Origin of the sequence: Microbacterium testaceum (genome assembly GCF_020781835.1) — a bacterium.
Classification (GTDB): domain Bacteria; phylum Actinomycetota; class Actinomycetes; order Actinomycetales; family Microbacteriaceae; genus Microbacterium; species Microbacterium testaceum_H.
The window spans coordinates 25,859-51,434 of record NZ_JAJGNJ010000009.1 but is presented as its reverse complement, the minus strand read 5'-3'; the positions used below and the strand labels follow the sequence as shown (position 1 = coordinate 51,434).

General features: G+C 69.6%; 19 protein-coding genes and 1 pseudogene. 11 read left to right on the top strand and 9 right to left on the bottom strand.

What is annotated here, in order from left to right; all coding sequences use genetic code 11:
• Window positions 1-5: 5 nt before the first annotated feature.
• A pseudogene (locus LL239_RS13430) lies at window positions 6-653 on the bottom strand (LysE/ArgO family amino acid transporter).
• Window positions 654-722: 69 nt separating this feature from the next.
• Between LL239_RS13430 and LL239_RS13425 the strand changes: the two are divergent.
• Window positions 723-1,625 carry a LysR family transcriptional regulator ArgP gene (locus tag LL239_RS13425; protein ID WP_228163951.1) on the top strand — a complete coding sequence of 301 codons (903 nt, stop codon included), beginning with the start codon at window positions 723-725 and terminating at the stop codon, window positions 1,623-1,625.
• Here LL239_RS13425 and LL239_RS13420 read toward each other — a convergent pair.
• From LL239_RS13420 to LL239_RS13405, 4 genes are all read right to left on the bottom strand, one after another.
• A complete protein-coding gene (locus LL239_RS13420; protein WP_228163950.1) occupies window positions 1,612-2,634 on the bottom strand; it encodes an NADP-dependent oxidoreductase in 1,023 nt (340 codons plus the stop codon). The two genes, LL239_RS13425 and LL239_RS13420, sit on opposite strands and share 14 nt — an antisense overlap.
• A 131-nt stretch (window positions 2,635-2,765) precedes the next feature.
• Window positions 2,766-3,239 carry a MarR family winged helix-turn-helix transcriptional regulator gene (locus LL239_RS13415; RefSeq protein ID WP_228163949.1) on the bottom strand — a complete coding sequence of 158 codons (474 nt, stop codon included), beginning with the start codon at window positions 3,237-3,239 and terminating at the stop codon, window positions 2,766-2,768.
• On the bottom strand, window positions 3,232-4,926 hold the full coding sequence (locus tag LL239_RS13410; RefSeq protein ID WP_228163948.1) for an MDR family MFS transporter: 1,695 nt from the start codon (window positions 4,924-4,926) through the stop codon (window positions 3,232-3,234). The genes LL239_RS13415 and LL239_RS13410 overlap by 8 nt, the downstream gene beginning before the upstream one ends.
• Before the next feature lie 92 nt (window positions 4,927-5,018).
• Window positions 5,019-5,693 carry a YqaJ viral recombinase family protein gene (locus LL239_RS13405; protein ID WP_228163947.1) on the bottom strand — a complete coding sequence of 225 codons (675 nt, stop codon included), beginning with the start codon at window positions 5,691-5,693 and terminating at the stop codon, window positions 5,019-5,021.
• Window positions 5,694-6,032: 339 nt separating this feature from the next.
• Between LL239_RS13405 and LL239_RS13400 the strand changes: the two genes are divergently transcribed.
• The 4 genes from LL239_RS13400 to LL239_RS13385 all read left to right on the top strand — a co-directional run bounded on the left by LL239_RS13400 (window position 6,033) and on the right by LL239_RS13385 (window position 13,230).
• A complete protein-coding gene (locus LL239_RS13400) occupies window positions 6,033-7,016 on the top strand; it encodes a type IV toxin-antitoxin system AbiEi family antitoxin domain-containing protein (protein WP_228163946.1) in 984 nt (327 codons plus the stop codon).
• Window positions 7,017-7,446: 430 nt separating this feature from the next.
• On the top strand, window positions 7,447-7,962 hold the full coding sequence (gene rplJ, locus LL239_RS13395; protein ID WP_138177968.1) for a 50S ribosomal protein L10: 516 nt from the start codon (window positions 7,447-7,449) through the stop codon (window positions 7,960-7,962).
• A gap of 38 nt (window positions 7,963-8,000) precedes the next feature.
• Window positions 8,001-8,390, top strand: a complete 390-nt coding sequence (gene rplL, locus LL239_RS13390) for a 50S ribosomal protein L7/L12 (RefSeq protein ID WP_179522734.1) — start codon at window positions 8,001-8,003, stop codon at window positions 8,388-8,390.
• 223 nt (window positions 8,391-8,613) lie between these two features.
• Window positions 8,614-13,230: an ExeM/NucH family extracellular endonuclease gene (locus LL239_RS13385; RefSeq protein WP_228163945.1), complete on the top strand. Its 4,617-nt coding sequence runs from the start codon at window positions 8,614-8,616 to the stop codon at window positions 13,228-13,230.
• Between the two features lie 51 nt (window positions 13,231-13,281).
• Here the strand turns inward: LL239_RS13385 and LL239_RS13380 are convergent, their stop codons facing one another.
• A complete protein-coding gene (locus LL239_RS13380; protein WP_228163944.1) occupies window positions 13,282-14,289 on the bottom strand; it encodes a LacI family DNA-binding transcriptional regulator in 1,008 nt (335 codons plus the stop codon).
• Window positions 14,290-14,525: 236 nt separating this feature from the next.
• Between LL239_RS13380 and LL239_RS13375 the strand changes: the two genes are divergently transcribed.
• From LL239_RS13375 to LL239_RS13365, 3 genes are all read left to right on the top strand, one after another.
• Window positions 14,526-15,854 (top strand): ABC transporter substrate-binding protein, encoded by a 1,329-nt coding sequence (locus tag LL239_RS13375; protein WP_228163943.1) that lies wholly within the window; start codon window positions 14,526-14,528, stop codon window positions 15,852-15,854.
• A gap of 126 nt (window positions 15,855-15,980) precedes the next feature.
• Window positions 15,981-17,336: a carbohydrate ABC transporter permease gene (locus tag LL239_RS13370; protein WP_228163942.1), complete on the top strand. Its 1,356-nt coding sequence runs from the start codon at window positions 15,981-15,983 to the stop codon at window positions 17,334-17,336.
• Window positions 17,333-18,310 carry a carbohydrate ABC transporter permease gene (locus tag LL239_RS13365; protein ID WP_228163941.1) on the top strand — a complete coding sequence of 326 codons (978 nt, stop codon included), beginning with the start codon at window positions 17,333-17,335 and terminating at the stop codon, window positions 18,308-18,310. Before LL239_RS13370 ends, LL239_RS13365 begins: the two co-directional genes overlap by 4 nt.
• Before the next feature lie 67 nt (window positions 18,311-18,377).
• On the opposite strand, the gene LL239_RS13360 is transcribed toward LL239_RS13365, so the two are convergent.
• A complete protein-coding gene (locus LL239_RS13360; protein WP_228163940.1) occupies window positions 18,378-19,049 on the bottom strand; it encodes a DUF305 domain-containing protein in 672 nt (223 codons plus the stop codon).
• A 1-nt stretch (window position 19,050) separates the two neighbouring features.
• Window positions 19,051-19,758 (bottom strand): DUF3105 domain-containing protein, encoded by a 708-nt coding sequence (locus LL239_RS13355; protein WP_228163939.1) that lies wholly within the window; start codon window positions 19,756-19,758, stop codon window positions 19,051-19,053.
• 228 nt (window positions 19,759-19,986) lie between these two features.
• On the opposite strand from LL239_RS13355, the gene LL239_RS13350 reads away from it, so the two are divergent.
• The 3 genes from LL239_RS13350 to LL239_RS13340 all read left to right on the top strand — a co-directional run bounded on the left by LL239_RS13350 (window position 19,987) and on the right by LL239_RS13340 (window position 24,035).
• Window positions 19,987-21,324 (top strand): multidrug effflux MFS transporter, encoded by a 1,338-nt coding sequence (locus LL239_RS13350; RefSeq protein ID WP_228163938.1) that lies wholly within the window; start codon window positions 19,987-19,989, stop codon window positions 21,322-21,324.
• A 79-nt stretch (window positions 21,325-21,403) separates the two neighbouring features.
• Window positions 21,404-22,108: a phosphatase PAP2 family protein gene (locus LL239_RS13345; protein ID WP_228163937.1), complete on the top strand. Its 705-nt coding sequence runs from the start codon at window positions 21,404-21,406 to the stop codon at window positions 22,106-22,108.
• Window positions 22,109-22,118: 10 nt separating this feature from the next.
• Complete coding sequence (locus LL239_RS13340; protein WP_228163936.1) at window positions 22,119-24,035, top strand: helicase HerA-like domain-containing protein; 1,917 nt, start codon at window positions 22,119-22,121, stop codon at window positions 24,033-24,035.
• Between the two features lie 6 nt (window positions 24,036-24,041).
• On the opposite strand, the gene LL239_RS13335 is transcribed toward LL239_RS13340, so the two are convergent.
• Entirely contained in the window at window positions 24,042-25,523 is a 1,482-nt protein-coding gene (locus LL239_RS13335) for an MFS transporter (RefSeq protein WP_228163935.1), read from the bottom strand.
• Between the last annotated feature and the right edge of the window lie 53 nt (window positions 25,524-25,576).

Genomic DNA, 25,576 nt, shown 5'->3' with positions numbered 1-25,576 from the left:
TCACCTCAGCCGGTGAACACGGGGAGCACGAGCGAGAACGCCAGCCCCCACATCACCAGCGCGATCGCCCCGTCCAGCACGGCCCACGCGCGGGGGGAATCGAGCCATCTGCCGAGGAATCGCGCGCCGAAGCCGAGGGCGACGAACCACACGACGCTCGCGGTGGCGGCACCCGCTCCGAAGACCGCCCGCGCGTCGCCGTGGGTGGCCGCGACGGATCCCAACAGGAACACCGTGTCGAGGTAGACATGGGGGTTCAGCCACGTCAACGCGAGGCACGTCAGGACGGCCGCGGTCCGCGTGGTGGTCGCCGTCATGGTTGTCGTCGTAGCGACTCCCCCCTCGTCCTCGACGCGGAGAGCGGCGCCCGAGGGGCGCAGCGCGCGCCGGGCCGCGACGACGCCGTAACCGGTCAAGAACGCCGCGCCCGTCCAGCGCACGACATCCAGCAGTCACGGCACCGCGGTGACGATCGCGCCGATCCCCGAGATCCCCAGCGCGATCAGCACGGCGTCGGATACGGCGCACACCGCCACGACCGCCAGCACATGTTCGCGCCGCACGCCTTGGCGCAGCACGAAGAGGTTCTGCGCCCCGATGGCGACGATGAGCGATAGGCCGAGACCGAAGCCGGCGGTGAGGGAGGAGAGCACGCTCCGACGTTAGAGGGGCATCCACGTCAAGTACAGTTCAGGATTCTGACGGACCATTAGCATCGCTTCATGTCGATTCCGTTGGACCTGGCCCGAACGCTCGCGGCCGTCGTGGACGAGGGGACCCTGGATGCCGCCGCCCGCCGCCTCCATGTCACGCCGTCGGCCGTCAGCCAGCGCCTGCGTGCGCTCGAAGAACAGCTCGGGCGGGTGGTGCTCGTCCGGTCGAAACCGGTGCGCACCACGCCCGCCGGTGACGCGGTGGTCCGACTCGCGCGTCAGCTCGCGCTCCTCGAGCACGACGCCCTCGCGGCGATCGGAGCGGACGGGGGCACTGTGGCATCCGTCCCGCTCGCGGTGAACGCCGACTCGCTCGCGACATGGTTCCTGCCACCGCTCCACCGTGTCGCGGAGCGGCGCCGGGTCGTGTTCGATCTGCACCGCGACGATCAGGACTTCACCGCGGGGCTCCTGGAGTCGGGGGTGGTCATGGCGGCGGTCACGTCGCGCGAGGCCCCGGTCGCGGGCTGCCGCGTGCGAAGCCTCGGGGTGCTGCGCTACGAAGCGGTCGCCTCGGCCGGGTTCGTCGCGCGCTGGTTCGCCGCCGGCGTCGACAACGCCAGCCTGGCGTCAGCGCCGGTCGTGGACTTCGACCGCCGCGACGACCTGCAGACGCGATGGCTCGCCCAGCGCGGTGTGCCCGTGGGAGAGCCGCCGCGCCACCGGGTGCCGGCGTCGCAGGACTTCGCGTCGGCGGTGTCCCTGGGACTGGGGTGGGGGCTGCTGCCGGGATTCCAATCCGCGGACGGCCTGGCCGCCGGAACTCTCGTGCGCCTCGGCGGAGAACCCGTCGACGTCCCGCTGTTCTGGCAGCAGTGGAACCTGACCTCGGCGCTGCTCGACGAGGTCGCCGATGAGATCGTGGGGGAGGGGCGTCGGGTGCTGTCGCCGGGCGCGCTCAGTCGTCGCTGACGCGGAGGACGATCTTCCCTCGCGTGTGTCCCTTCTCCAGTTCGCGGTGCGCCGCGGCGGCGTCCTCGAGGTCGAAGACGCGGTCGACGAAGACACGGACGGCCCCCGAGTCCAGCAGGCGTGCGATGGTCGCGAGAGCGCTGCCGTCCGGAACCACCTTGTACCCGGTCGAACGGATGCCGCGCGCCGAAGCCGCCTCGCGGAAGCCCGGCCACCCGCCCGTGGGTACCTCGATGAGCAGCCCGCCGGGACGCAGGACCTCGAGGGAACGCGTCCCGGTGTCGTCGAGGACGTTGCCGATGAGGTCGACGACGACGTCGACGTCGGCGACGGCATCCTCGAATCGCTCCGCGGTGTGATCGATGACCTCGGCCGCGCCCAGTTCGCGCAACCAGTCGAGATTGCGCGGCGACCCGGTGGCGATGACGTGAGCGCCGAAGTAGGCGGCGAACTGCACGGCGAAATGGCCGACCCCACCGCTTCCCGCGTGGATGAGGATGCGCTGGTTCGCGTGCGCCAGCGCCGTCTCGACGACGACACCCCACGCCGTCAGGGCGGCCAGCGGCACGCCCGCGGCCTCCACGTGCGACAGCGACGCGGGCTTCCGCGCGAGCGAGAGGGAGGGGACGACCGCGTACTCGGCGTAGGTGCCCGGTGTGCGCGGCGTCGGCGTCATGCCGAACACCTCGGTTCCGGCCGGGAAGGGGTGCGATTCGTACGGCGTCGACACGACGACCCCGCTGAAGTCGTAGCCGAGGGTCGCCGGCCACGCCGTGATCGCCCCCGCGGCGCCGCGGCCGGCTCGGGTCTTCGCGTCGATGGGATTGATGCCCGCCGCGACGATCCGCACGAGCACCTCGCTGAGGATGGGCGTCGGGACCGGCATCACCGCACTGCGCAGGGCGCCGGCGTCACCGGGGGAGTCCAGGACCGTGGCGCGCATGGTCTCGGGAAGTGTGGGACCGTGCGCCGCGACGCTGGCCTCGGGACGCGTCGATCGGAAACTCATCGGGCGCTCCTCCTCGGGGGTCAGGTCGACGGCGGCTCCGCCTCGACCCCCTCAGTCAAGCGCCCGATTGTCTCGGTGGTGTTACACCTCGGTCACCGTGTCGCGTCGCCTCGGGGAGGACCGGCGCGGCGTCAGTGTCGACCGGGGACCTCGCCGACGGCCAGAGCGTGCAGCATCGTCGACAGGTGCTCGATCTCATCGACCGACCAGTCCGTGAGCGCCTCGTACAGGCGGCTCTCGTGGGGGGCGCGTGCCTCGCTGAGGCGATGGCGGCCGAGATCGGTCACGGCGATCAGGCGCGAGCGGCGGTCGTTCGGGTCGGGCGTGCGCGTGACCAGCCCCATGCCCTCGAGGTCGCTGATCGCACGGCTGAGGAAGCCCTTGTCCGCCGCGAGCCGCTCGGCCAGGGCGGAGAGGGTCATCGGACCGAAACGGCTCACGACCGACAGGGTCTTGAACGTCGCCGGGAGCATTCCGGGGCTGACCCGTTCCGCCGCCTCGGCGACGAAGCGGCGGAACACGGTCATCAACTCCGAGAATGACGACTCGAGCGCGTGCACGGCGGCCTGCCGCTCGGCGTCGGGTTCGCGGGTCACGTCACCCATCCTCCCCCATCGGGGCGTCCGAGCGCGCGCGCCGGGGGCTGACGGCATCCACCGTGGCAACCGTGCCGGTGGTGGACAGGCTCGCCATGCCGGCCGGCACCGAGACGGTGGCCAGGTCGGCCTCGCTCGCGGCGACGCGCTCGGCCGTCGTCATGCGGGTCAGCGGTCGGTTGGGCAGGAACACGATCGCGATGAGGCTGACGATCGCGACGGGGACGGCGATCAGGAACGCGTGGGCGATCGACTGGGCGTAGATGTCCTCCACGATCACGCGGACCACGTCGGGAAGGGTGGAGACCTGCGGGATCGTGTCCGACTGCAGGGCCTGAGCCACGGGCGCGCCGGCTGCGCCGAGGCCGACGATGGCGCTCTGCAGATCAGCGGCGCGATCGGTGAAGAGCCTTGTCGCCGTGTCGGCCAGTACCGCACCCATCACCGAGACGCCGATCGTGCCGCCGAGGCTGCGGAAGAACGTCACGCCGGAGCTGGCGGCGCCCATCCGCGCCGGGTCGGCGGTGTTCTGGACGATGAGGACGAGGTTCTGCATCGTCATCCCGACGCCCGCGCCGAGCAGGAACATGAACAGCGAGACCAGGGCGAAGTTGGTGTCGTAGTGGATCGTCGACAGGAGGTACGTTCCCGCGATCAGCAGAACGCCGCCGGCGATGAGGAACGGCTTCCAGTGGCCGAACCGGGTGATGAGCGCGCCGACGACGACGGATGCCAGGAGCAGGCCCGCGATCATCGGGATCGTCATGACGCCGGCCTCTGTGGGCGTGGCGCCACGGGCCATCTGCATGTACTGACTGAGGAACACCGAGGTGCCGAACATCGCCAGGCCGGTCGCGATGGAGGCGATCGTGGCGAGGGTGAAGGTGGCGTCCCGGAAGAGCGTCAGCGGCACGAGCGGCTCCGACGAGCGGAGTTCGACGATGACGAAGAGGATCGCGGCGAGCGCGGCGCCGCCGACCATGAGAAGAGTCTCGGTGCTGGCCCAGTCGAACGAGCGCCCGGCGTTGGTGATCCAGATGAGCAGCAGGGAGACGGCGGTCGAGAGCAGCACGATGCCGAGGTAGTCGATCTTGACCTTGCGCTTGGCCCGGGCGGGCAGATGCAGCGTGCGCTGCTGGATGACGAGAGCGGCCACGGCGAAGGGCAGGGCGACGAAGAAGTTGAACCGCCAGCCGAAGGCATCCGTGATGACGCCCCCGAGCAGCGGGCCGCCGACGGTGGCGACGGCCATCACGGCGCCGAACAGGCCCATGTAGCGCCCGCGTTCGCGGGGGCTGATGATGTCGGCCATGATGACCTGGCTGAGTGCGGCGAGTCCTCCCGCGCCCAGACCCTGCACCGCGCGGAAGGCGATGAGCATGTCGGTGCTCTGCGAGAAACCGGCGGCGGCGGTGGCGAGGACGAAGATGCCGATCGCGATCTGGATCAGCACCTTCCGGTTGAACAGATCGGCGAGTTTGCCCCAGATGGGCGTCGATATCGCGGTGGTCAGCAGCGTCGCGGTGACGACCCACGTGTAGGCGTTCTGGTCGCCGGACAGGTCGTGGACGATCACCGGCAAGGACGTCGAGACGACGGTCGAGGCGAGCATCGACACGAACATGCCGAGCAACAGCCCGATGAGGGCGGGGAGAACACGCCGGGGTGCGGCGATCTCGGGGACGGATGAGCTCATGCGGAATCTCCGGGGAGGAAAGGATGCCGCGACGACATCGGCGCGTTAGTTGACGAAGATCAACTGTACGCCGAATGTTTGATTTGAGTCAACTATCCGTCGAGGAGCGCGAGCGCGCGGTACCTCTCGGTCGGCTCCCGGCGCGGGGCTGGCGCGCGCCCCGCGGTGGTGCGTCGGTAGAGCTCATCGATGAGGGAGGTCGCCAGGCGTACGAGCGAGGCGATCTCCTTCTCGTCGCGGTCGACCCACTGGCAGCGGGGCTCGTCGTCGACCGGGACGAAGCCGTCGTGCTGCTCCCACGCGACGAGCGTGCGCTCGGCGCCGAGCACATGCTGCTGCCACCACACCTGCCGCAGATACGTGCGGGGGATCGAGCGCCACGCCTTGTTCGTCGTCTTGATCTCGGCCAGCACGATGCGCCCCTCGGCGTCGACCACGACCCCGTCGGGGGTGGCGAGGTGACGCTTCTCGATGACGGCGTGGTACAGCGCCGATGAGGGCTGGATGCCGTGCGTGGCGGCGACCCACGCTGCGATCTCGGGCTCGCGTCGACGCCCGTGCGCGGTGTACGCGTTACCCGAGAAGCTCGAGCCGAGCAGCTTGGCATCCGCCGCCCGTGCGATCGCATTGGCGCTGGTGAGGGCGGCGACGTCGGTGGCTGTGATGCCGCGCGAACGCGCCCGGATCCAGGCGACCCGGTCGCGCGAGTCGGCGACGATCCGCGACTCGAGGTCGGCGCTTCGGGAGGCGACGAGCTCGGGGGACATACGTTCGACCCTAACCCGACGCGACGCGAAGTCTGCCCCGCCGTCTCGGCGTGCCGTACGCGCCGCCGCGTCCAGCCGCGCGCCGGCCACGCGCCCGCCCGCGCCCGCCCGCGCGCCCGCCGTCGCCCGCGCGGTCGCCGTCGCCGCTGTCGTCGCCCGAGTGCACACGATCCGCCCGAACGCACACGTTCGGGTCGACCGGAACGTGTGCGTTCGGGCGGATCGTGTGCTTTGGGCGCCGGGGTCGCGGGTGCTGCACAGGGGGCATGATGCGGCGGGGATGCACAGGGGCGGGGGTGACGCGGGCGCGGGACGCGCCCGTCGAGGCACGCTGACCGGATGGCACGCGACATCACCCTCTGTCAAGCGCGGGACCTGTTGCATTCCCGCGGTGAGCTTCTCGATCGCGACGTCCGGCCGCGGCGGCTCCGACGGGACGGTGGGGGAGAGTGGACGCGGCTGCACCGCGGCATGTACGTGACGCGGGACGCGGTGGATGACCTCCGCCCGGCCTCCCTCCACCGGCTCGAAGCCCTCGCGGTCGTCGCCCGGATGAGGGGCGGGGCTGCCGTGCTCTCCCATCTGTCCGCCGCGGTCGTCCACGGCCTCCCGCAATACCGGTTCGGTCGCACGCCCGTGGAACTCACCGTGCCTGCGGGGTCCCGGGCGCCGAGTCGAGGTCGCGTTCGTCGTCACCAGGACGAGCTGGATGCGACGGACGTCGTCGAGGTCGAGGGCATCCGCTGCACCTCCCTGGAGCGCACCGTCTTCGACGTCGCCCGGACCTGCGGTGCGGAGGTCGCCGTCGCGTGCGCCGATGCCGCCCTGCGGCGCGAAGCGGGGCGCGGGCATGGGGTCGACCCCGCAGCCCAGGACGCCTGGCGCGAGCGGATGCGGGAGCGTGCGGCCCGAGCCGCGGGCCGCCGCGGCGTGACGGGAGCACGATGGGTGATCGAATTCGCCGACGGGCGGGCGGAACTGCCCGGCGAGAGCGTGAGCCGGCTGCAGCTGTTCCGTCTCGGATTCCGTGACATGGACCTGCAGGTGCCGATCGCGGGGCCGACCGGCCGCGACTACTTCGTCGACATCGCGCTGCGAGACCGTCGCACGTTCTGGGAGTTCGACGGAGAGGCGAAGTATCGTGACCCCGCGCTGCGCGCCGACGCGACCCTCGAGGAGGTCCTGCTCGCCGAGAAGCGTCGCGAGGATTGGATCCGCGGCACGACGCAGTGGCGGCTGTGTCGCGGCGGGTTCCGCGACATCACGAGCCCCGAGACGCTGGCCGCCCGCCTGGCTGCCTTCGGCGTGACCCCGCCGTCGTGAGCGTGCCGGTCGCGAGCGCACACGTTCCGGCCGAGCGCACACGATCCGGCCGAGCGCACACGTTCGGGTCGGCCAGAACATGTGCGTTCGGCCCGAACGTGTGCTTTCGCCAAGCGCGGGCGCGGTCGCGGGCGCAGGCGCGGGCGCGGGCGCGGGCGCGGGCGCGGACAGGGCGGGGGCGGGATTTGGTGCGGGCGGGGGATGCCGGGTACAGTGGGGACTAAGCCAAAGACCGCCGGTCATCGTCGTGCTCGCACGAGGATCGAAGCGTCTGCCGAAAGGCAGAGGACCTGCGCAGGTGACATGAACTCCTCCCGATCGGGAATCCGAGCTCCGTGCGCCTGCGCCGGAGCTCTTCTTTTTGCCGTCGCCCGGTGTCTTGGCCGGCGCCCCGCCTCCGCGGTGCGCCTCGTACACACAAGGAGTGGCCATGGCGCAGAAGGACGCATCGGTCGCCGAGCTCACGAAGCACTTCGAGAACTCGACTGCCGTTCTGCTGACCGAGTACCGCGGTCTGACGGTTGCCCAGCTCAAGCAGCTGCGCAACGACATCCGTCAGGACGCGGAGTACGCCGTGGTGAAGAACACGCTGACCAAGATCGCCGCTGCCAACGCGGGGGTCACGGGACTGGACGACGAGCTCAAGGGCCCGTCTGCCATCGCGTTCGTGCACGGCGACCCTGTCGCCGTCGCGAAGGGCCTGCGTGCCTTCGCCAAGGCTAACCCTCAGCTCGTGGTGAAGGGCGGCTACTTCGATGGCGCCGCTCTGACCGCGGATGAGGTCAACAAGCTCGCCGATCTCGAGAGCCGTGAAGTCCTGCTGGCGAAGCTCGCCGGTGCGATGAAGGCGACGATGACCAAGGCGGCATACGTCTTCCAGGCGCTTCCGTCGAAGGCCGTTCGCACGGTCGACGCGCTGCGCGAGAAGCAGGACACCGCGGCCTGACCCGGCCCGGATGACAATCCCGATCAAGGAGAAACACAATGGCTAAGCTCAGCACCGAAGAGCTGCTCGACGCGTTCAAGGAGCTCACCCTCATCGAGCTCTCCGAGTTCGTCAAGGCGTTCGAGGAGACCTTCGACGTCACCGCCGCCGCCCCCGTGGCCGTGGCCGCTGCCGGCGCCCCCGCCGGTGGTGCCCCCGCCGAAGAGGCCGAGGAGAAGGACTCGTTCGACGTCGTCCTCGAGGCCGCCGGCGACAAGAAGATCCAGGTCATCAAGGTCGTCCGCGAGCTCACCTCGCTCGGCCTCGGCGAGGCCAAGGCCGTCGTCGACGGTGCCCCCAAGGCCGTGCTCGAGGGCGCGAACAAGGAGACCGCCGACAAGGCGAAGGCTGCCCTCGAGGAGGCCGGCGCCACGGTGACCCTGAAGTAATTCAGCGCACTTCGCGTACACGAAGGCCCGGATGCCACTGGCATCCGGGCCTTCGTTCGTTCGCGCCGCATGGAATCCGGTTTCACGGAACGCGACACCGATGTTCACCGTTTCGAAACATTGAAGTCTGGGAAAACGGTATGCGCCTCGTCTACGGTCGAGGTGACCCCCCGTCGATCCCCCCACCGGCGTCGCTCCGTCGCGCGTCGTTCTTTGGAGACCCATGCATCACGCAGCCTCCCGCGCGCCCGCGCGCCGATTCACCACGACCCTGAGCGCCGTCCTCGGCGCCGCGCTGCTCGGGTCCGCCCTCGTCCCGGCCCCCGCGTTCGCGGCCGACGGCCCGCGGGTGGTGATCAACGAGGCCTATCTGAAGGGCGGCAGCGCCAACGCTCCGTACAACGCGAAGTTCGTCGAGCTCTACAACGCCGGCGACACCGCCCTGGACCTGACCGGATGGTCGCTGCAGTATCGCGCGGCAGCGAACGTCGCAGCCCCGAACGGCGCGAACACGCAGCCGCTGAGTGGATCGATCGCTCCCGGCGGGTACTACCTCATCGGGCTCCCCGGTAACGGGACGAACGGTGCCGATCTGCCGACCCCCGACCTCACGAGCACCGGACTGAACCCGTCGGGCACGACCGGCCAGCTCTTCCTCGCGAACGTCGCCGAATCGCTCGCCCTGCCGGCGGGGAACGTGGACGACTCCCGCGTGGTGGACTTCCTCGGCTACGGCGCCGGCGTGGCCTTCGAAACGGCTCCGGCCGTGGTCGACGGATCGACCACCACGCCGAACTCGCTCGTGCGCACGGGCTTCGTAGACACCGACGACAACTCCGCGGACTTCACCAACGCCACGACGGTCACGCCGCAGGCTTCCGTCTCGACGCCCTCTCCCGAGCCGACGGTGACCCCGACCGTCGAGCCCACCGCAACACCGACCGCGAGTCCGACCCCGACCCCCATGCCGGGAGAGACCGTCGCGATCCGCGACATCCAGGGGACCGGTGCGACCACGCCGCTCGCGGGAACCACGGTGACCACGCGGGGCGTCGTCACCGCGGCGTACCCGACCGGCGGCTACAACGGCTTCTACATCCAGACGCCGGGGACCGGCGGCGACATGGACCTCGCCGGGCACGCCGCGTCGGATGCGATCTTCGTCTACGGCCCCGCGGCCACCGCGAAGGTGCAGGTCGGCGCCCACGTCCAGGTCACCGGCACCGCGAGCGAGTACTACGGCCAGACCCAGATCACCGCTGCCGCCGACGGCGTGCGCGTGCTCGAGGACGCGGCCGCCGCGGTCGAGCCGGCGAAGATCGTGTGGCCCAAGACCGACGAGGAGCGCGAGCGGTTCGAAGGAATGCTGCTCGCCCCGCAGGGCGACTTCACGGTCACGAACACCTACACGACGAACCAGTACGCCGAGGTGGGCCTCGCCGCCGGCACCACGCCGCTGCGCACCCCGACGGATGTGGCCCGTCCCGACACTCCGGAGTACGTCGCGGCCGTCGCCGACAACAACGCTCGCGCGATCGTGCTGGACGACGGGGCCTCGCTGAACTTCCTCCGCAGCGCGCAGAACGTCCCCCTGCCGTACGTATCGCTCACCGATCCGGTGCGCGTGGGCGCACGGGCGACGTTCGAAACGCCCGTCATCCTGGACTTCCGCAACAACGTCTGGAAGTTCCAGCCCACCGAGCAGTTGACGGTGGACAACGCGGATGCCGTGCAGCCGGCGACCTTCGAGAACACCCGCACCAGCGCGCCCGCGCCCGTCGGCGGCAACGTGAAGATCTCGAGCTTCAACGTGCTCAACTACTTCACCACGACCGCCGAGAGCGTCGGCTGCACCTCGACCTACGACGACCGCGAGGGCAACCCCATCACGGCGAACCGGTGCCCGGACAACGGTCCGCGCGGTGCCGCGAACGATGAGAACCTCCAGCGCCAGCAGGCCAAGATCGTCGCGGCGATCAACGGCCTCGGCGCCGATGTCGTCTCGCTCGAGGAGATCGAGAACTCGGCCCAGTTCGGGAAGGACCGCGACGCGGCCCTGTCGACCCTCGTCGACGCCCTGAACGCGGCCCTCGGTTCGCAGCAGTGGGTCTTCGTTCCCTCGCCGGCGGACCTGCCGGCGTCGGAGGATGTCATCCGCACCGCCTTCATCTACAAGAAGGCCGCCGTCGCCCCGGTCGGTGACAGCGTCATCCTCGACGATCCCGCGTTCGCCAACGCGCGCCAACCGCTCGCGCAGGCATTCGCGCCCGTCGGAGACCCGGATGCCAAGATCCTGGCGATCGTGAATCACTTCAAGTCGAAGGGCGACAGCGACCCCAAGGCGACCGGCGACAACGCCAACGGCATCCAGGGCGCCTTCAACGGCGACCGCGTACGTCAGGCCGAGGCGCTCGGGAACTTCGCTGCCGAGCGCTCCGCCGCGATCGGTACCGACGACGTGTTCCTCCTCGGCGACTTCAACGCGTACACGCAGGAGGACCCGATCCAGAAGCTGCGTTCCTTCGGGTTCGAGCCGCTCGAGGCGGGAACGGGCAAGTACTCCTACTCCTTCAGCGGTCAATCGGGATCGCTCGACCATGTGCTGGCCTCGCCCTCGGCGCGCGAGCTCGTCACGGGCACCGACATCTGGAACATCAACGCGGTGGAGGCGCTGGCTCTCGAGTACAGCCGCTACAACTACAACGCGCTGAACTTCTACGACACCACGCCGTACCGCTCGAGTGACCACGATCCGGTGATCGTGGGCCTGGACCTGTCGTCGACGACCGAGATCAACCTGCTCGGCATCAACGACTTCCACGGCCGCATCGACGCCGACACGGTGAAGTTCGCCGGCACGATCGAGCAGCTGCGCGCCGACTATGGCGACGACAACTCGCTGTTCGTCTCGAACGGTGACAACATCGGCGCGTCGGTGTTCGCCTCGTCGGAGTTCGGTGACAAACCGACGATCGACGTGCTCAACGCGCTGGAGCTGGCCGCCTCCGCCGTGGGCAACCACGAGTTCGACAAGGGTGCCGCCGACCTCAGCGGACGTGTGTCCGACCTGGCGGACTTCCCCTACCTCGCGGCCAATGTCTACCAGGACGGGCGCCCCCTCCTGCCTGGCTACGAGATCGTGGAGGTGGACGGCGTCCGCGTCGGCGTCATCGGCGCCGTGACCCAGACGACTCCCACGCTCGTGACCGAGAGCGGCATCCGGGGGATCGAATTCCGCGAACCGGTCGCCGAGGTGAACCGGGTCGTTGCGGAGATCGACGACCGGGTGGACGTCATCGTCGCCCAGTACCACGAGGGCACCGAGCTCGGAGGGGCGGATGCCACGCTCGACCAGGCGCTGGCGGAGGGAGGCGCGTTCGCGAAGATCGTGAACGAGACCGACCCGGCCGTGGACGCCATCTTCACCGGGCACACGCACGCCGAATACGTCTGGGACGCGCCGATCCCCGGAGGAGAGGGCACGCGCCCGATCCTGCAGACCGGGAGCTACGGCGAGAACATCGGCCAGATCGTGCTCGACGTCGACGGTGAGGGCGATGTCGTGGACTACACCGCGCGCAACGTGCCGCGCCTGGCCGCGGTCGAGCCCGAGACGGGCGACGAGCTCGACGCACGACTCATCGCGACCTATCCCCGGGTGAAGACCGTGAACGACATCGTCACCGCCGCGCGCGCCGAGGCCGACGTCGTCGGTCGCGTACCGGTCGGGTCGGTCACCGCCGACATCACCACGGCCTTCAGCGGCGGAGCGTACGTCGACGGCGTCTACACCGGCGGCAAGCGTGACGACAGGTCCAAGCCCTCCGCTCTGGGCGGCCTCGTCGCCGACGCGCTGCTGTCGACGCTCGCCGACCCCGCTCGCGGCGGCGCGGACCTCGCGGTGGTCAACCCGGGCGGTCTGCGGGCCGAGCTGCTGTACGACGCCGACGGGGTCATCACCCGTGCGGAGGCCAACGCCGTCCTGCCCTTCATCAACAACCTCTGGACGACGACCCTTACCGGCGACCAGCTGCGGGTGATGCTGGAGCAGCAGTGGGGCGATGCCGCGGGCCGCGAGGCGAACCTTGCGCTCGGTGTGTCCGAGAACGTGCGTTACACCTATGACGCGTCCCGCCCGACGGGCCAGCGCATCGTGGGCATCTGGATCGACGGCGTCGCCGTGGACCCGGCGGCCGATTATCGCGTGGGCTCGTTCAACTTCCTCCTCGGCGGCGGCGACAGCTTCTCGGTCTTCCGCGACGGTTCCGACACGCGGGATTCCGGACTCATCGACCGCGACGCGTGGATCGACTACCTGAGCGCGAACCCGGGTCTCACGCCCGACTTCACCGCTCGGGCGGTGCAGGTCTCGGGTGTCCCCGCGGAAGTCGAGCGTGGCGCGGAGTTGACGTTCACGGTGTCGGACCTCGACCTCACCTCCCTCGGTGCCCCCGCGCACACCTCGCTCGCGGCGGTGTTCGGTGCGGGACCTGCCGTCGAGGTCCCGGTCTCGGGCGGCGCGGCCGGCATCACGGTGACCGTCCCCGCCGACGGCGCCGATGCGCTGGAGCTTCAGCTGACGGCCCAGCCGACCGGCACCACGGTGACGGTCCCGCTGCGGGTCGTCGCGGCGGGATCGACCGACCCCGGCACCGGCGGAACCGGTACGAGCGGCACCGGCCAGGACGGTCCGGGCCGGGGCAACGCCGGGCAGGCCGGTGGAAACCTGGCCGTGACCGGTGCCGAAGGCGGATGGATGGGCGCCGGCGTGCTCACCGCCCTCGCGCTCCTCGGGCTGGGGGTGGCCCTGCGCCGCCGATCGGTGCGCCAGACCGACTGAGCCAGAACGAGACGGGACCCCGGATGCGTGACATCCGGGGTCCCGTTCGTGTCAGGCGGTGCGCGGAGGGGCGGTGGAGGCGCGCACGACCAAGCGCGTCTCGGCGAGGGTGCGCGGCGGCGGCTGCTCGCCCTCGAGCATGGACAGCAAGAGGCGTGTGGCGGCGATGCCCTGCGCCTCGGGGTACTGCTCGACGGTCGTGAGCGCGAACATCTCGGCGTAGTCGTGACCGTCGATCCCCACGACGCTCAGCTCGGTCGGGACCGCGATCCCCATGCGGCGCGCCGCGATGATGACGCCCACCGCCACCTCGTCGCAGGCCGCGACGACACCGGTGGGTCGCGAGGCGGCGTCGGCGAGGAAGGATGCCGCGGCGGCGTACGCGTCGGTGATGGTCAGCGTCGAGGGGACACTGCGGATCCGCACCGCGAGACCGCTGTCGTTCATGGCGTTGCGATACCCGATGGAGCGCTCGTCGACGTCGCGCGCCGGGGCGTCGGTGGGGGGAGTGCTGCCGACGAAGGCGATGTCGGTATGGCCGAGGGCGATGAGGTGCTGCGTCGTGATGCGGGTGATGCCGACGTTGTCGAGACCGAGCGTCGGGATGCCCTGGAGGGGGTTCCCGATACACACGGTGGGCTTGTCGATGGCGAGGAGCCGCTCGAGGTCGGTGTCGCCCGGTTCGAGGGCGACGGCGATGATGCCGTCGAACCTCTTGCGGGCGAGGTACGTCGAGTACAGGCTCTCGCGGTCGCGCGACCCGGGTTCGGCGACGTAGAGCGTGACGTCGTAGCCCTGCGAGATGAGGGATCTCTCGACGCCCTCGATGATCGCGCCGAAGTACCAGCGGTTGACCTTGGGCACGATCAGGGCGACGGTGCGCGTCCGTCCGGTCGCCAGGCTCACCGCGCTCGTGGAGGGGACGTAGCCCAGGGATGCCGCGGCATCGGTCACGCGCCGGCGGGTGTCGTCCGAGACGTAGCCGCCGCCGGTCAGCGCACGACTCGCCGTCGACTTGGACACGCCTGCCAGGCGTGCCACATCGGCGATTCCGCTCATGAGCCGTCTTCCTCGAGGGTGTGCGACGTCCGTGTCGACGTCATGAAGAGTATCCGACAATCGCACAATCTGGAACCGGTTCCTTGCCTATTTGCCCTGGAATTGACGCGTGATTCCGCGAGTTACGGAGTCGTGATCAAAGTTTGTTGCGTCGCGGGTCGTTGTCCCTTACGGTGATCTGGAATCGGTTCCCGAAGGGTTCCGGTGCAGCACAGAACTCAAAGAGGAGAAATCACATGGGCATGTCACAGCGGTATCGCCTGCTGGCTCCCGTCGGGCTGCTGGCGGTCGGCGCCATCGCGCTCGCGGGCTGTGCCGAGGGTGACTCGGGCGGCTCGAGCGGTGGCACCGAGGGTGCGACCGTCCGGATCTCCGGCGGCATCACCGGTAGCGAGGCCGACCTGCTGAACCAGTCGTTCGAGCAGTTCACCCAGGACACCGGCATCACGGTCGAGTACACGGGCGACAAGAGCTTCGAGGGAAACATCGTCACGAAGGTGACCGGTGGCGACGCCCCGGACATCGCGATCATCCCGCAGCCCGGTCTGCTGAAGACGCTCGTTGAGACGGGCGAGGTCCAGCCGGCATCCGAGGCCGTCTCCGCCAACGTCGACGAGTACTGGGGCGCCGACTGGAAGTCCTACGGCACGGCCGACGACACGTTCTACGCCGCGCCGATGCTCGCCAACGTCAAGGGCTACGTCTGGTACTCGCCGTCGAAGTTCCAGGAGTGGGGTGTCGAGATCCCCAAGACCTACGACGAGCTGCTCACCCTGACGCAGACCATCCAGCAGAAGACGGGTGCCGCGCCGTGGTGCGCCGGCTTCGCTTCCGGAGACGCCTCGGGGTGGCCCGGCACCGACTGGATCGAGGACCTCGTCCTCCGTCAGTCCGGTCCCGAGGTCTACGACCAGTGGGTCGCCAACGAGGTGAAGTTCACCGACCCCCAGATCAAGGAGGCCTTCGACGCGGTCGGCGAGATCCTGCTCAACCCCTCGTACGTCAACGCCGGCTTCGGTGACGTCAAGAGCATCAACTCGGTCGCCTTCGCCGACGTCGCGGCCAAGGTCGCCGACGGCAGCTGCCCGATGACGCACCAGGCCTCGTTCCTGTCGTCGAACTTCCTGACGGTCAAGAACGCCGACGGCGGCGACGTCACGGTCGCGCCCGACGGGGATGTCTACGCGTTCCTCCTCCCCGGGGTGACCGAAGGCGAGCAGTCGGTTGAGGGCGGTGGCGAGTTCGTCGCGGCGTTCTCCGACGACGAGGCCGTGCAGAAGGTCGTGGAGTTCATGTCCACGCCGGAGTTCGCCGACGCCCGAGTGAAGCTCGGCGGCGTGATCTCCGCCAACAAGGGTGCTGACCCGTCGCTGGCTTCGAGCGAGTTCCTGCAGGAGGCCATGAAGGTCGTGCAGGACCCCAGCACCACGCTCCGCTTCGACGCGTCCGACCTGATGCCGGCGACCGTCGGTGCCGGTTCGTTCTGGAAGGGCATGGTCAGCTGGATCGATGGCACGCCCACCGACGAGGTGCTCAGCAACATCCAGGCCGGCTACGACAACTGAGCCGACCCGCAGAGCCGGTGGGCCGTCCGCTTCGGCGGGCGGCCCACCGGTACCGTACCCCCATCACGGAGCCGGTGAGCCGGCCCGTCCATCGATGAGCACGAGGGCGTGTTCGGGAGGGAAGTCATGACCCAGATCAGGCAGGCGGAGAGGCCCCCGGCGGCATCTCCCCGACGCGGGCGTTCGGAGGCGGGATCGAGCCCGCACGATTTCGCACGCAGGCACCGGACGACCGTCCTGGTCGTCGTCATCGCGCTCATCGCCGCGGTGGCACTCTTCCTGTTCATGGTCACGCGGGCGCCGGCCGAGACCAAGCCCACGACCATCGGTTTCTCGCTCAACAGCTTCTTCAAGACCCTCGGCGAGATGAACCCGCTGGTGCAGATCCCGCTCGTCCTCGTCGCCTTCGGCGCTGTGGTGGGTCTTCTGCTCCTGCTCATCGAGTACGCGCCGCGCTCGGGCAAGGGGTACTTCTGGCTGCGACTGGTGGCGTGTTTCGGCATCCCGGTCCTGGCGTTCATGCTCCTGCGGCCGTACCAGAACGCCGTCGTCTACGTCCTCGGCATCGCCGTCATCCTCGGCGGCGTCCTCTTCTACGCCGACTACCGCTCCCGGCAGGGTGCCGGCTACCTGTTCCAGCTCGTGCTGTTCGCCGCTCCCGCCGCGATCCTGCTGTTGATGGGTCTGGTCTACCCGGCCCTGTCCACCCTCGTGCAGTCCTTCATGGACAAGACCGGTGAGAACTTCGTCGGCTTCGAGAACTACATCTGGACCTTCACCAACCCGGAAGGCTTCTGGTCGGTCATCAACACCCTGATCTGGGTGTTGCTCGCACCGACCTTCGCGACGGCGATCGGTCTCGCCTACGCCGTCTTCATCGATCGCGCCGCGGGGGAGCGGTTCCTCAAGGTCCTCATCTTCATGCCCTTCGCGATCTCGTTCGTGGGCGCCGGCATCATCTGGAAGTTCGTGTACGACTTCCGCCAGGGCGATCAGATCGGCATCCTCAACGCGATCGTGACTGCGTTCGGGGGACAGCCGGTGTCGTGGCTCGCGGCGACCCCGCTGATCAACACCCTCCTGCTCGTCGTGGTGTTCATCTGGAGCCAGACGGGCTTGGCCATGGTCATCCTCTCCGCGGCGATCAAAGCCGTGCCGCCGGAGCAGATGGAGGCCGCCGAGCTCGACGGCGCCAACGCCTGGGAACGATTCATCAACGTCACCGTCCCCGGCATCCGCTCGTCCCTGATCGTCGTGCTCACCACGATCGCCATCGGTGCGCTGAAGATCTACGACATCGTCGCGGTCATGACCGGTGGGCGTAACGACTCCACGGTCCTGGCCTTCGAGATGGTCAACCAGCAGCAGCGGTTCCAGAGCTACGGGCACTCCGCAGCGCTGGCCGTCGTGCTGTTCCTGTTCGTCCTGCCGCTGATCATCTTCAACGTGCGTCAGATCCGGAAGCAGAGGGAACTGCGATGACCACCTCCACCGTGGTGCTCGAGCCCACGTCAGACACCCGCTCGGCCCGTCAGGTCGCACGAGACACGCGCCGTCACGAGGCCGAGGCGCGCAAGCGCCTCACATCGAAGGGGGCGACGATCGCGGCGATCGCGATCGCGTTCTTCTGGACGATCCCGACCTTCGGTCTGTTCGTCACCTCGTTCCGCCCCGGGTCCGACACCCAGTCGACCGGATGGTGGACGGTGTTCACCGACCCCTCGTTCACCCTGGAGAACTACCGGCTCGCCTTCACCTCGGGCGGCACGGCGCTGACCCTGGCGGCGTCGTTCCTGAACTCGCTGGCCATCACCATCCCCGTGGTGGTCTTCGCGCTGGCGATCGCCTCGCTCATCGCGTACGCGTTCGCGTGGATCGACTTCAAGGGCCGGAACTTCTTCTTCATCTTCATCTTCGCGTTGCAGATCGTTCCGCTGCAGATGGCCCTGGTGCCGCTGCTCAGCCTGTTCTCGCGCGGACTCACGATCAACGACGTGACGATCTTCCCCGGCTTCGACCTGCGGGGCATCGAGCACAGCTTCGCGACCGTGTGGATCGCGCACGTCATCTTCGCGATGCCGTTGGCGATCTTCCTGCTGCACAACTTCATCGCGGAGATCCCGCACGAGGTGATCGAAGCGGCCCGCGTCGACGGGGCGGGGCACGGCCAGGTGTTCTTCCGGCTGATCCTCCCGCTCGCGGCCCCTGCGCTGGCATCCTTCGCGGTGCTGGAGTTCATCTGGGTGTGGAACGACCTGCTGGTGGCGACGATCTTCGCGCCATCGTCGTCGCTGCCGCTGACGCAGTCGCTGAACTCGTTGTCGGGAACGTGGGGCGACCAGTGGTTCCTCCAGTCGGCGGGAACGTTCATCTCGATCCTCGTCCCGCTGATCGTGTTCTTCCTGCTGCAGCGGTTCTTCGTCCGGGGCCTGCTCGCGGGCGCGACGAAGGGCTGAGGCTCACACGAGAGAAGGGCGTGGCATCCGAAGTCCGGATGCCACGCCCTTCGGCGTTCGTGGCGGGTCAGCCCGAGCAGGTCAGACGCGACTGGATGTCACGCATCGCGTCGATCTCGGCGGACTGCCCGTCGACGATGGTCTGCGCCACGTCCTTCACGCGCGGGTCGCTCCCCAGCTCGATGACGGCCTCGGCCATGGGAATCGCTCCCTGGTGGTGACGGATCATCAGGCCGAGGAAGAGGCAGTCCGCGGGCTGTCCCTCGAGCGTGCGGAGCTGTTCAAGTTCGGCCTCCGAGGCCATCCCCATCTGCGCGAGCAGCTCGTCCTGGGACAGGGCCGAGGTGTCGCCGTGGCTGTGCGCGTCGGAGGAGGCCATCCACTGCATCAGCGGCTGAGACGACGCCTGCGGCAGACCCCACTCCACCAGCCAGCCGAACATCTCGCCGCGCTGACCGGACTGGGTCGTCGCGATGTCGTACGAGAGGGTGCGAAGCTCCGGGTCGGAGGTCTTCCGGTAGATCTCCATCGCCATCTGCACCGCCTGCGTGTGATGCACCTGCATGTCACGCGCGAAGCCCGCGTCGGCGGAGGTGGTCGACGGGGTCGCAGGAGCGGCCGTCGCCCCGAACGCGGTGAAGCGTCCGATCGCGAACGCGACCGCGAGGAGCGCGACGACGGCGACCGCGACGACGATCCGCCGTGCCGCCGGCCGGGCGACCGGGGCGTCGTCGTTCACGTCAGGCCCTGCCGGGTCCGTCGATCGCGCCCGAGCACGTGGCGTTGGGCTCGGGGACGTTCTGGCTGCGCCAGTACTCGGTGAAGAACTCCGCGATGCGCGGGTCGGTCGGGTCGTCGACCTTGAGCTGGTGGTTCCAGCCGCTCACCGCGACGGGGCTGTCCATGCCGGGGTAGGGCGAGAGGATGGCGTAGCTGGAGGGCATGACCGACTCGAGAGCCTCGACGCCGGCCTCATCCACGCGCTCGGGGTCGTAGGTGATCCAGATCGCGCCGTGCTCGAGCGAGTGCACCGCGTTCTCGTTCTGCTGCGGCTCGGTATAGACGCCGCAGTTGAGCCAGTACGGGTTGTGCGGTCCGCCGGCGGGCGGCGTCTGATCGTACGTGACGGCGCCCTGGACGTGGTCGGAACGGTTCTCGAACGTCTGCACGCCCTCGATCTCGCGTCCGGTGCTGTTCCCGGCCTGATAGGTCGGCGCGGGGGCGGGAGCGAAGACGAAGGATGCCACCACCACGGCGACCACGGCGAGGGCGGCGGTCGAGCCGACCACCCACCACACCAGCTTGCTGCGCTTGCGACGCGCGATCTGCTTCTGGTATTCGGCGAGCTTCTGCTGCCGCTTCTGCTCGCGTTGTTGCTTGACGGTGAGGTCGATGTCGGCCTGCGTGGCGGGGTTGCCGCTCTTGCGCTTGTCGGGGGAGGGGCTCATGCGGTCTGTGCTGTCTCTCTCTGGGGCGGGAGGCTCGGCGCGGGCCGATGCGCCCAGCCTATGCGGATGAATGCGGTGACGGCCTGGGAGGAACCCGCGAGGGGGATGGTGGCGCACCCGGGCCGCGCGATAGTATGACGATGTCGAATCGATTCGAGGTTCGATGATCCCCCACATTCCCGCCCGGTACTGACCGGGCCATCCGTGTTGCGAAACGAACTGACTGACGTGCTCGATACCGCCTCCCAGCCCGTGATCCCCCCGACGGCCCGCACCGAGCCCTCGTCGACCGGCGCCATCCGTGCGCTCGGCAGCAACCCGGCGACCGCGCCGGTCGTGCTGCACCCGGGCGACAGCATCTCCGCGCGCCGCCGTGTCCTGTACATCGTGCTGCTCGGTGCGCTCACCGCCCTCGGTCCGTTCACGATCGATCTCTACCTGCCGGCGTTCCCGGTTCTGGAGGCGGACTTCCAGACGTCGGCGGCCGCGATCCAGTTGACCCTGACGGGCACCATGATCGGATTCGCGCTCGGGCAGCTCATCGTCGGGCCGCTCAGCGACAAGGTCGGCCGACGCATCCCCCTCCTGTCGGTCACCGCTCTGCACGTCGCGGCGAGCGTCTTCGCCGCGCTCGCGCCGACCCTCGGCACGCTCTCGATCGCGCGCGTCCTCATGGGGGCGGGTGCCGCGGCGGGCGGCGTCGTGGCCGCGGCGATCGTGCGCGACCTCTTCGGCGGTCGTCGCCTCGTCGTCATGCTTTCGCGGTTGGCGCTCGTCTCCGGCGTCGCGCCGGTGCTCGCGCCCCTGGCCGGATCCGTCCTGCTCTCCGTGATGCCGTGGCGCGGCATCTTCTGGGTCCTCGCCGCCTACGGCATGGTCATGCTGGTCTCGGCGATCGTCTTCGTCCCCGAGACGCTCCCCGCGGCCCGGCGCGGGGGCAAGGGTGCCACGACCGTCTGGCAGCGGTACGCCAGCGTCTTCCGCGACCGCGTGTTCATCGGCGTCCTCGTCATCGGGGCGATGACCTTCAGCGGTCTGTTCTCGTACCTGTCGGCGTCGTCGTTCCTGTTCCAGCAGAGCTACGGTTTCGACGCGCAGCAGTACGGTCTGCTGTTCGCCGCGAACTCCGTCGGGCTGGTGATCGGCGTGCAGGTGGCCTCGCGCCTGGCCGCGCGATTCGGTCCGCAGTGGGTCCTCGCCTTCTCGACCGCCTCGCTCGTGGTGTGGGCGACGGTGATCGTCGTCTTCGATCAGCTCGGTCTCGGACTGTGGGGCACCGTCATCCCCCTCTTCCTGTTCATGACGTCATGCGGCTTCACGTTCCCGTGCGCGCAGGTGCTCGCCCTCGACCGCCACGGCAAAGCCGCGGGGACGGCGCAGTCGATCATCGGCGCGTCGAACTTCGGCGTCGCCGGCGTCATCTCGCCGGTCGTGGGCCTGCTCGCGACCGGCTCGGGCATCACCGCCACGACGATGGCCGTCGTGATGGTCGGTTGCGCGATCATCGGCGTGCTGGCGCTGTGGCTGCTCGTCCGGCCGCGCACCGTCGAGCGTCTCGCGCCGTGACGGTCGCCGCACGGCGGCGAACAGTAGCAGAGGGCGTGCCGATGCCCCGCGGCGCCCTGACGAGGGGCATCATTAGCCGATGGACGCCGACTCCGACCCCGTTCCCCCGCTGACGGTCCGTTCCGAGCGCGCGTGGGGGATCGTCGGCCTCGTGCTGATCGCCCTCGCGTGCGGCCTGGGCGCGTGGGTGTACTTCCGGGGGCCGAGTCCGTTCGCGATCGACGTGTGGTGGAACCAGCTGTTCGCCGCGGCGCCCCTCGAGCCCCTGCTCTCGTTCGCCCTGGTGATGAATGAGCTCGGCGGGTACGTCACGGCGATCCTCATCGTCCCCGTGGGCGGCGCTCTGGCCCTGTTCCTGCTCGGCAGACGCTGGTCGGCCCTGTATTTCCTGACGGCGTCCATCGCGAGCGCCGTGCTCGTGCAAGTGCTCAAACACACGTTCGGTCGTGCGCGGCCCGAGGACATCCTCGTCCTGTCCGACTACGGTTCGTTCCCCTCGGGCCACACGGCCAACGCCGCGACCATCGCGATCGTGGCCGGGATCGTCTTCCCCTCGATCTGGGTGCGGCTGGCCGGCGGCGCGTGGATCGTGCTGATGGCGTTCAGCCGCACGTACCTGCACGCGCACTGGCTGTCCGACACCATCGGGGGAGCCCTCGTGGGCGCGGGCGCGGCGCTCGTGCTGGGTGCGGTGTTCTCGCATCTGCGGGCGCGGGACGAGGATCGTGCCGCGCTTCGGCAGGCCCGTCGAGCCCCGGATGCCGCTCGTCCGAGCGCGCCCTAGGCTGACCGCCATGAGCGACAGCGCCGCCGACGCCCCCGGTCCCGGTCCCGCCGACGATCCTGAGATCGTGCGGCTGCGGGCCGAGGCCGCGGCGGCGGAGGCCGAGTTGCGCGTGGCGCGGGCGCGCGCCGATCTCGCGGCTGCGGAGGCCGCCGCGGCCCGTGCGCGCGAACAGGCCCCGCCGGATGCGCCTGCTTCCGCACCCGAGGCCGCGCCCGCCTCCGCTTCCGCGCCCGAGGCCGCGCCCGCCTCCGCTTCCGCACCCGAGGCCGCGCCGGCCGCTGCGCCCGCACCCGAGGCGCCGCTCACCGCAGCCCAGGTGGCCGCGGTCGCCGCCGGGTACGCCGGATCCGCGGCGACCCTCGACCTCGGAGTGCTCGTCAACGGCGAGCCCGTGGCATCCGTTCCCGTGCGGATCCCCGTGGCGATGACGAACCGCCACGGACTCGTCGCCGGGGCAACCGGCACCGGAAAGACCCGCACGCTGCAGCTGCTGGCCGAACAGCTGTCGGCGAACGGCGTGCCCGTCTTCGCGGCCGACATCAAGGGTGATCTGTCCGGCATCGCCGCGCCGGGCGCCGCGAGCGAGAAGCTGCGGGCTCGCACGAGCGCGCTCGGGCAGGACTGGTCGCCGCGCGCATACCCCACGGAGTTCTACTCGCTCGGCGACGACGCCGCGTTGGGTGTCCCGGTGCGGGCGACGGTCTCGGGGTTCGGTCCGCTCCTGCTCAGCCGCGTGCTCGGCCTCAACGCCACGCAGGAGTCGAGCCTGGGTCTCGTGTTCCACTACGCCGACGAGAACGGTCTCGCGCTCGTCGACCTCTCCGACCTGCGCGCCGTGCTGACATTCCTCACCGGAGACGAGGGCAGGAGCGCACTGAAGGAACTGGGCGGACTGTCCGGGGCGACCGCCGGTGTCATCCTGCGCGAGCTCGTGGCGTTCTCGGCCGCGGGAGCGGACACGTTCTTCGGCGAGCCCGAGCTGGACGTGACGACGTTCCTGCGGACGAGCGATGACGGCGAAGGAATCATCAGCCTCCTCGAGGTGCCGAACGTCGCCGCGCGGCCGGAGCTGTACTCGACGTTCCTCATGTACCTGCTGGCCGAGCTGTACGAGGCGCTGCCGGAGGTCGGCGACCTCGACAAGCCGAAGCTGGTGTTCTTCTTCGACGAGGCCCACCTGCTGTTCCGCGATGCCTCGAAGGCGTTCCTGGCGGCCATCACCCAGACGGTGCGGCTCATCCGCTCCAAGGGCGTCGGCGTGTTCTTCGTCACGCAGACGCCCAAGGACGTTCCGGCCGATGTGCTCGCGCAGCTCGGCTCCCGCGTCCAGCACGCCCTGCGCGCCTTCACCCCCGACGACGTGAAGGCGCTGCGCGCGTCGGTGCGCACCTACCCCACCTCGGGGTACGACCTGGAGCGCGTGCTGCAGGAGCTGGGCACCGGCGAGGCGATCGTCACCGTCATGGATGAGCGCGGCACGCCCACCCCCGTCGCCTGGACCCGGCTGTTCGCCCCGCGCGCCTCGATGTCGCCGATCCCCTCCGCCGACCTCACCGCGGCCGTCGCGGCATCCCCTCTGATCGCACGGTACGGCTCCGCGTTCGACCGCGAATCGGCGCGCGAGATCCTCGCCGCGCGGATGCAGGCGGCGACACAGGCGCGCGAGGCCGCCGAACGGGCGAAGCAGACCGCCGCCGACGAGGCCGAGTACGCCCGGCAGAAGGCCGCGATCGACAAGGCCCACGCCCAGGCGCAGAAGAGGGCGCAACGCGAGTACGACCGACTGCTCAAGAGCACCGCCGCGCCGAGACGCCGATCGAGCACGCCCTCGCCGCCGCTGGATGACCTGCTGGGGCGGGGGTCGACGAAGACGATCCTCAGCGGCGTCATCCGGGGCCTGTTCGGCACGGGACGCCGCCGCTGAGGAGCCTCAGACGCGGCGGATCTCCAGGGGCATCGTCGAGGTGTCGATGAGGGGATCCTCGTCCTGGCGGGCGACGACGGCCTGCGCCTCTGCGGGCGTCTCGACCGCGGGCACCGATCCGAGCAGCGGCCGCCGCGCCGTCTCTCGCATCGCCAGCAGGGCCACGAGTCCGAGCGCCGCGAAGAACATGATGTAGAACGCCGGCATCAGGGTGTTGCCGGTCCACTCGATGAGCGCCTGGCTGAACAGCGGCGTCGTTCCGCCGAACAGCGACACGGCGATGTTGTACGCCACGGCCATCGCCCCGAACCGCGACGCGGTCGGGAAGAGGGCGGGCAGAGCGGATGCCGAGATCGCGACGTAGAACGCCACCGGAACCGCCGCGAGGAACAGGGCGATCATGACCGCCCACAACTCGCCGATCTGCATGATGAGGAAGGCCGGGACGAGGAGCACGATCGCAGAACCCGCCGCGATGGCGTAGACGGGCTTGCGTCCGATCCGGTCGCTGAGCTTGCCGATCAGGGGCAGCGTCGCCGACATCACCAGGAGGACCGGGACGGTGGCAACGGCCGCACCGAGGTTGGAGATGCCGACCTCGGTCTCGAGGTAGGTCGGCATGTAGCTGGTCAACGCATAGCCGGCCGTATTGGTCGCCGCCACCAGGGCGATGCCGATCAGCAGTGCACGCCAGTGGTGACGGACGATGCCCGCGAGCCCCTGCCGTGCCATCGGGTCGTCGGAGCCGATCTCCTGTGCGGCCTCGACGGCGTGGGTCTGCTCGAACGACGGGGTCTCGGGGATGCGCAGACGGAAGTAGATCGCGACGATGCCGAGGGGGATCGCCAGAAGGAAGGGGATGCGCCAGCCGTACTCCACCATCGCGTTCTCGCCCGAGATCGAGGTGGTGATGGCCGTGGTGATCGCCACGGCCGAGGCTCCGGCGGCGAACCCGACGTACGAGCCGACGTCCAGCCAGGACGACCAGAACCCGCGGCTGCGGTCGGGGGAGAACTCCGACACGTACGTCGTCGCGCCGGCGTACTCGCCGCCGGTGGAGAATCCCTGCACCATCTTCAGCAGGTACAGCGGCACGATGGCCCAGAGGCCGATCGCGGACGAGGTGGGCAGCAGACCGATGAGGGCGGTGGCGGTGGCCATCATCGCCATGGTCAGGAACAGGACCTTCTGCCGTCCGATGCGGTCACCGAGCGGGCCCAGGACGAACCCCCCGAAGGGGCGCACCAGGAACGAGATGGCGAACCCCAGGAGGGTCACGAGCAGGCCCCACGGTTCGGGCAGGTCGGAGGTGAAGACGACGGCCAGGGTGACGGCGAGATAGCCGTAGATGCCGAAGTCGAACCACTCCATGAAGTTGCCGACGACGGTGCCACCGATGGCGGTGCGGACGCGCTTCTTGTCGACGACGATGACGTCGTCGACCTGGAGTCGGGGGTGTTCGGATGCCGCGGGGGAATGCTGGCTCATACTCCACCCCTACCCCGATCCGGGTGCGTTTTCCAGTCGATCGGATGCGCGGG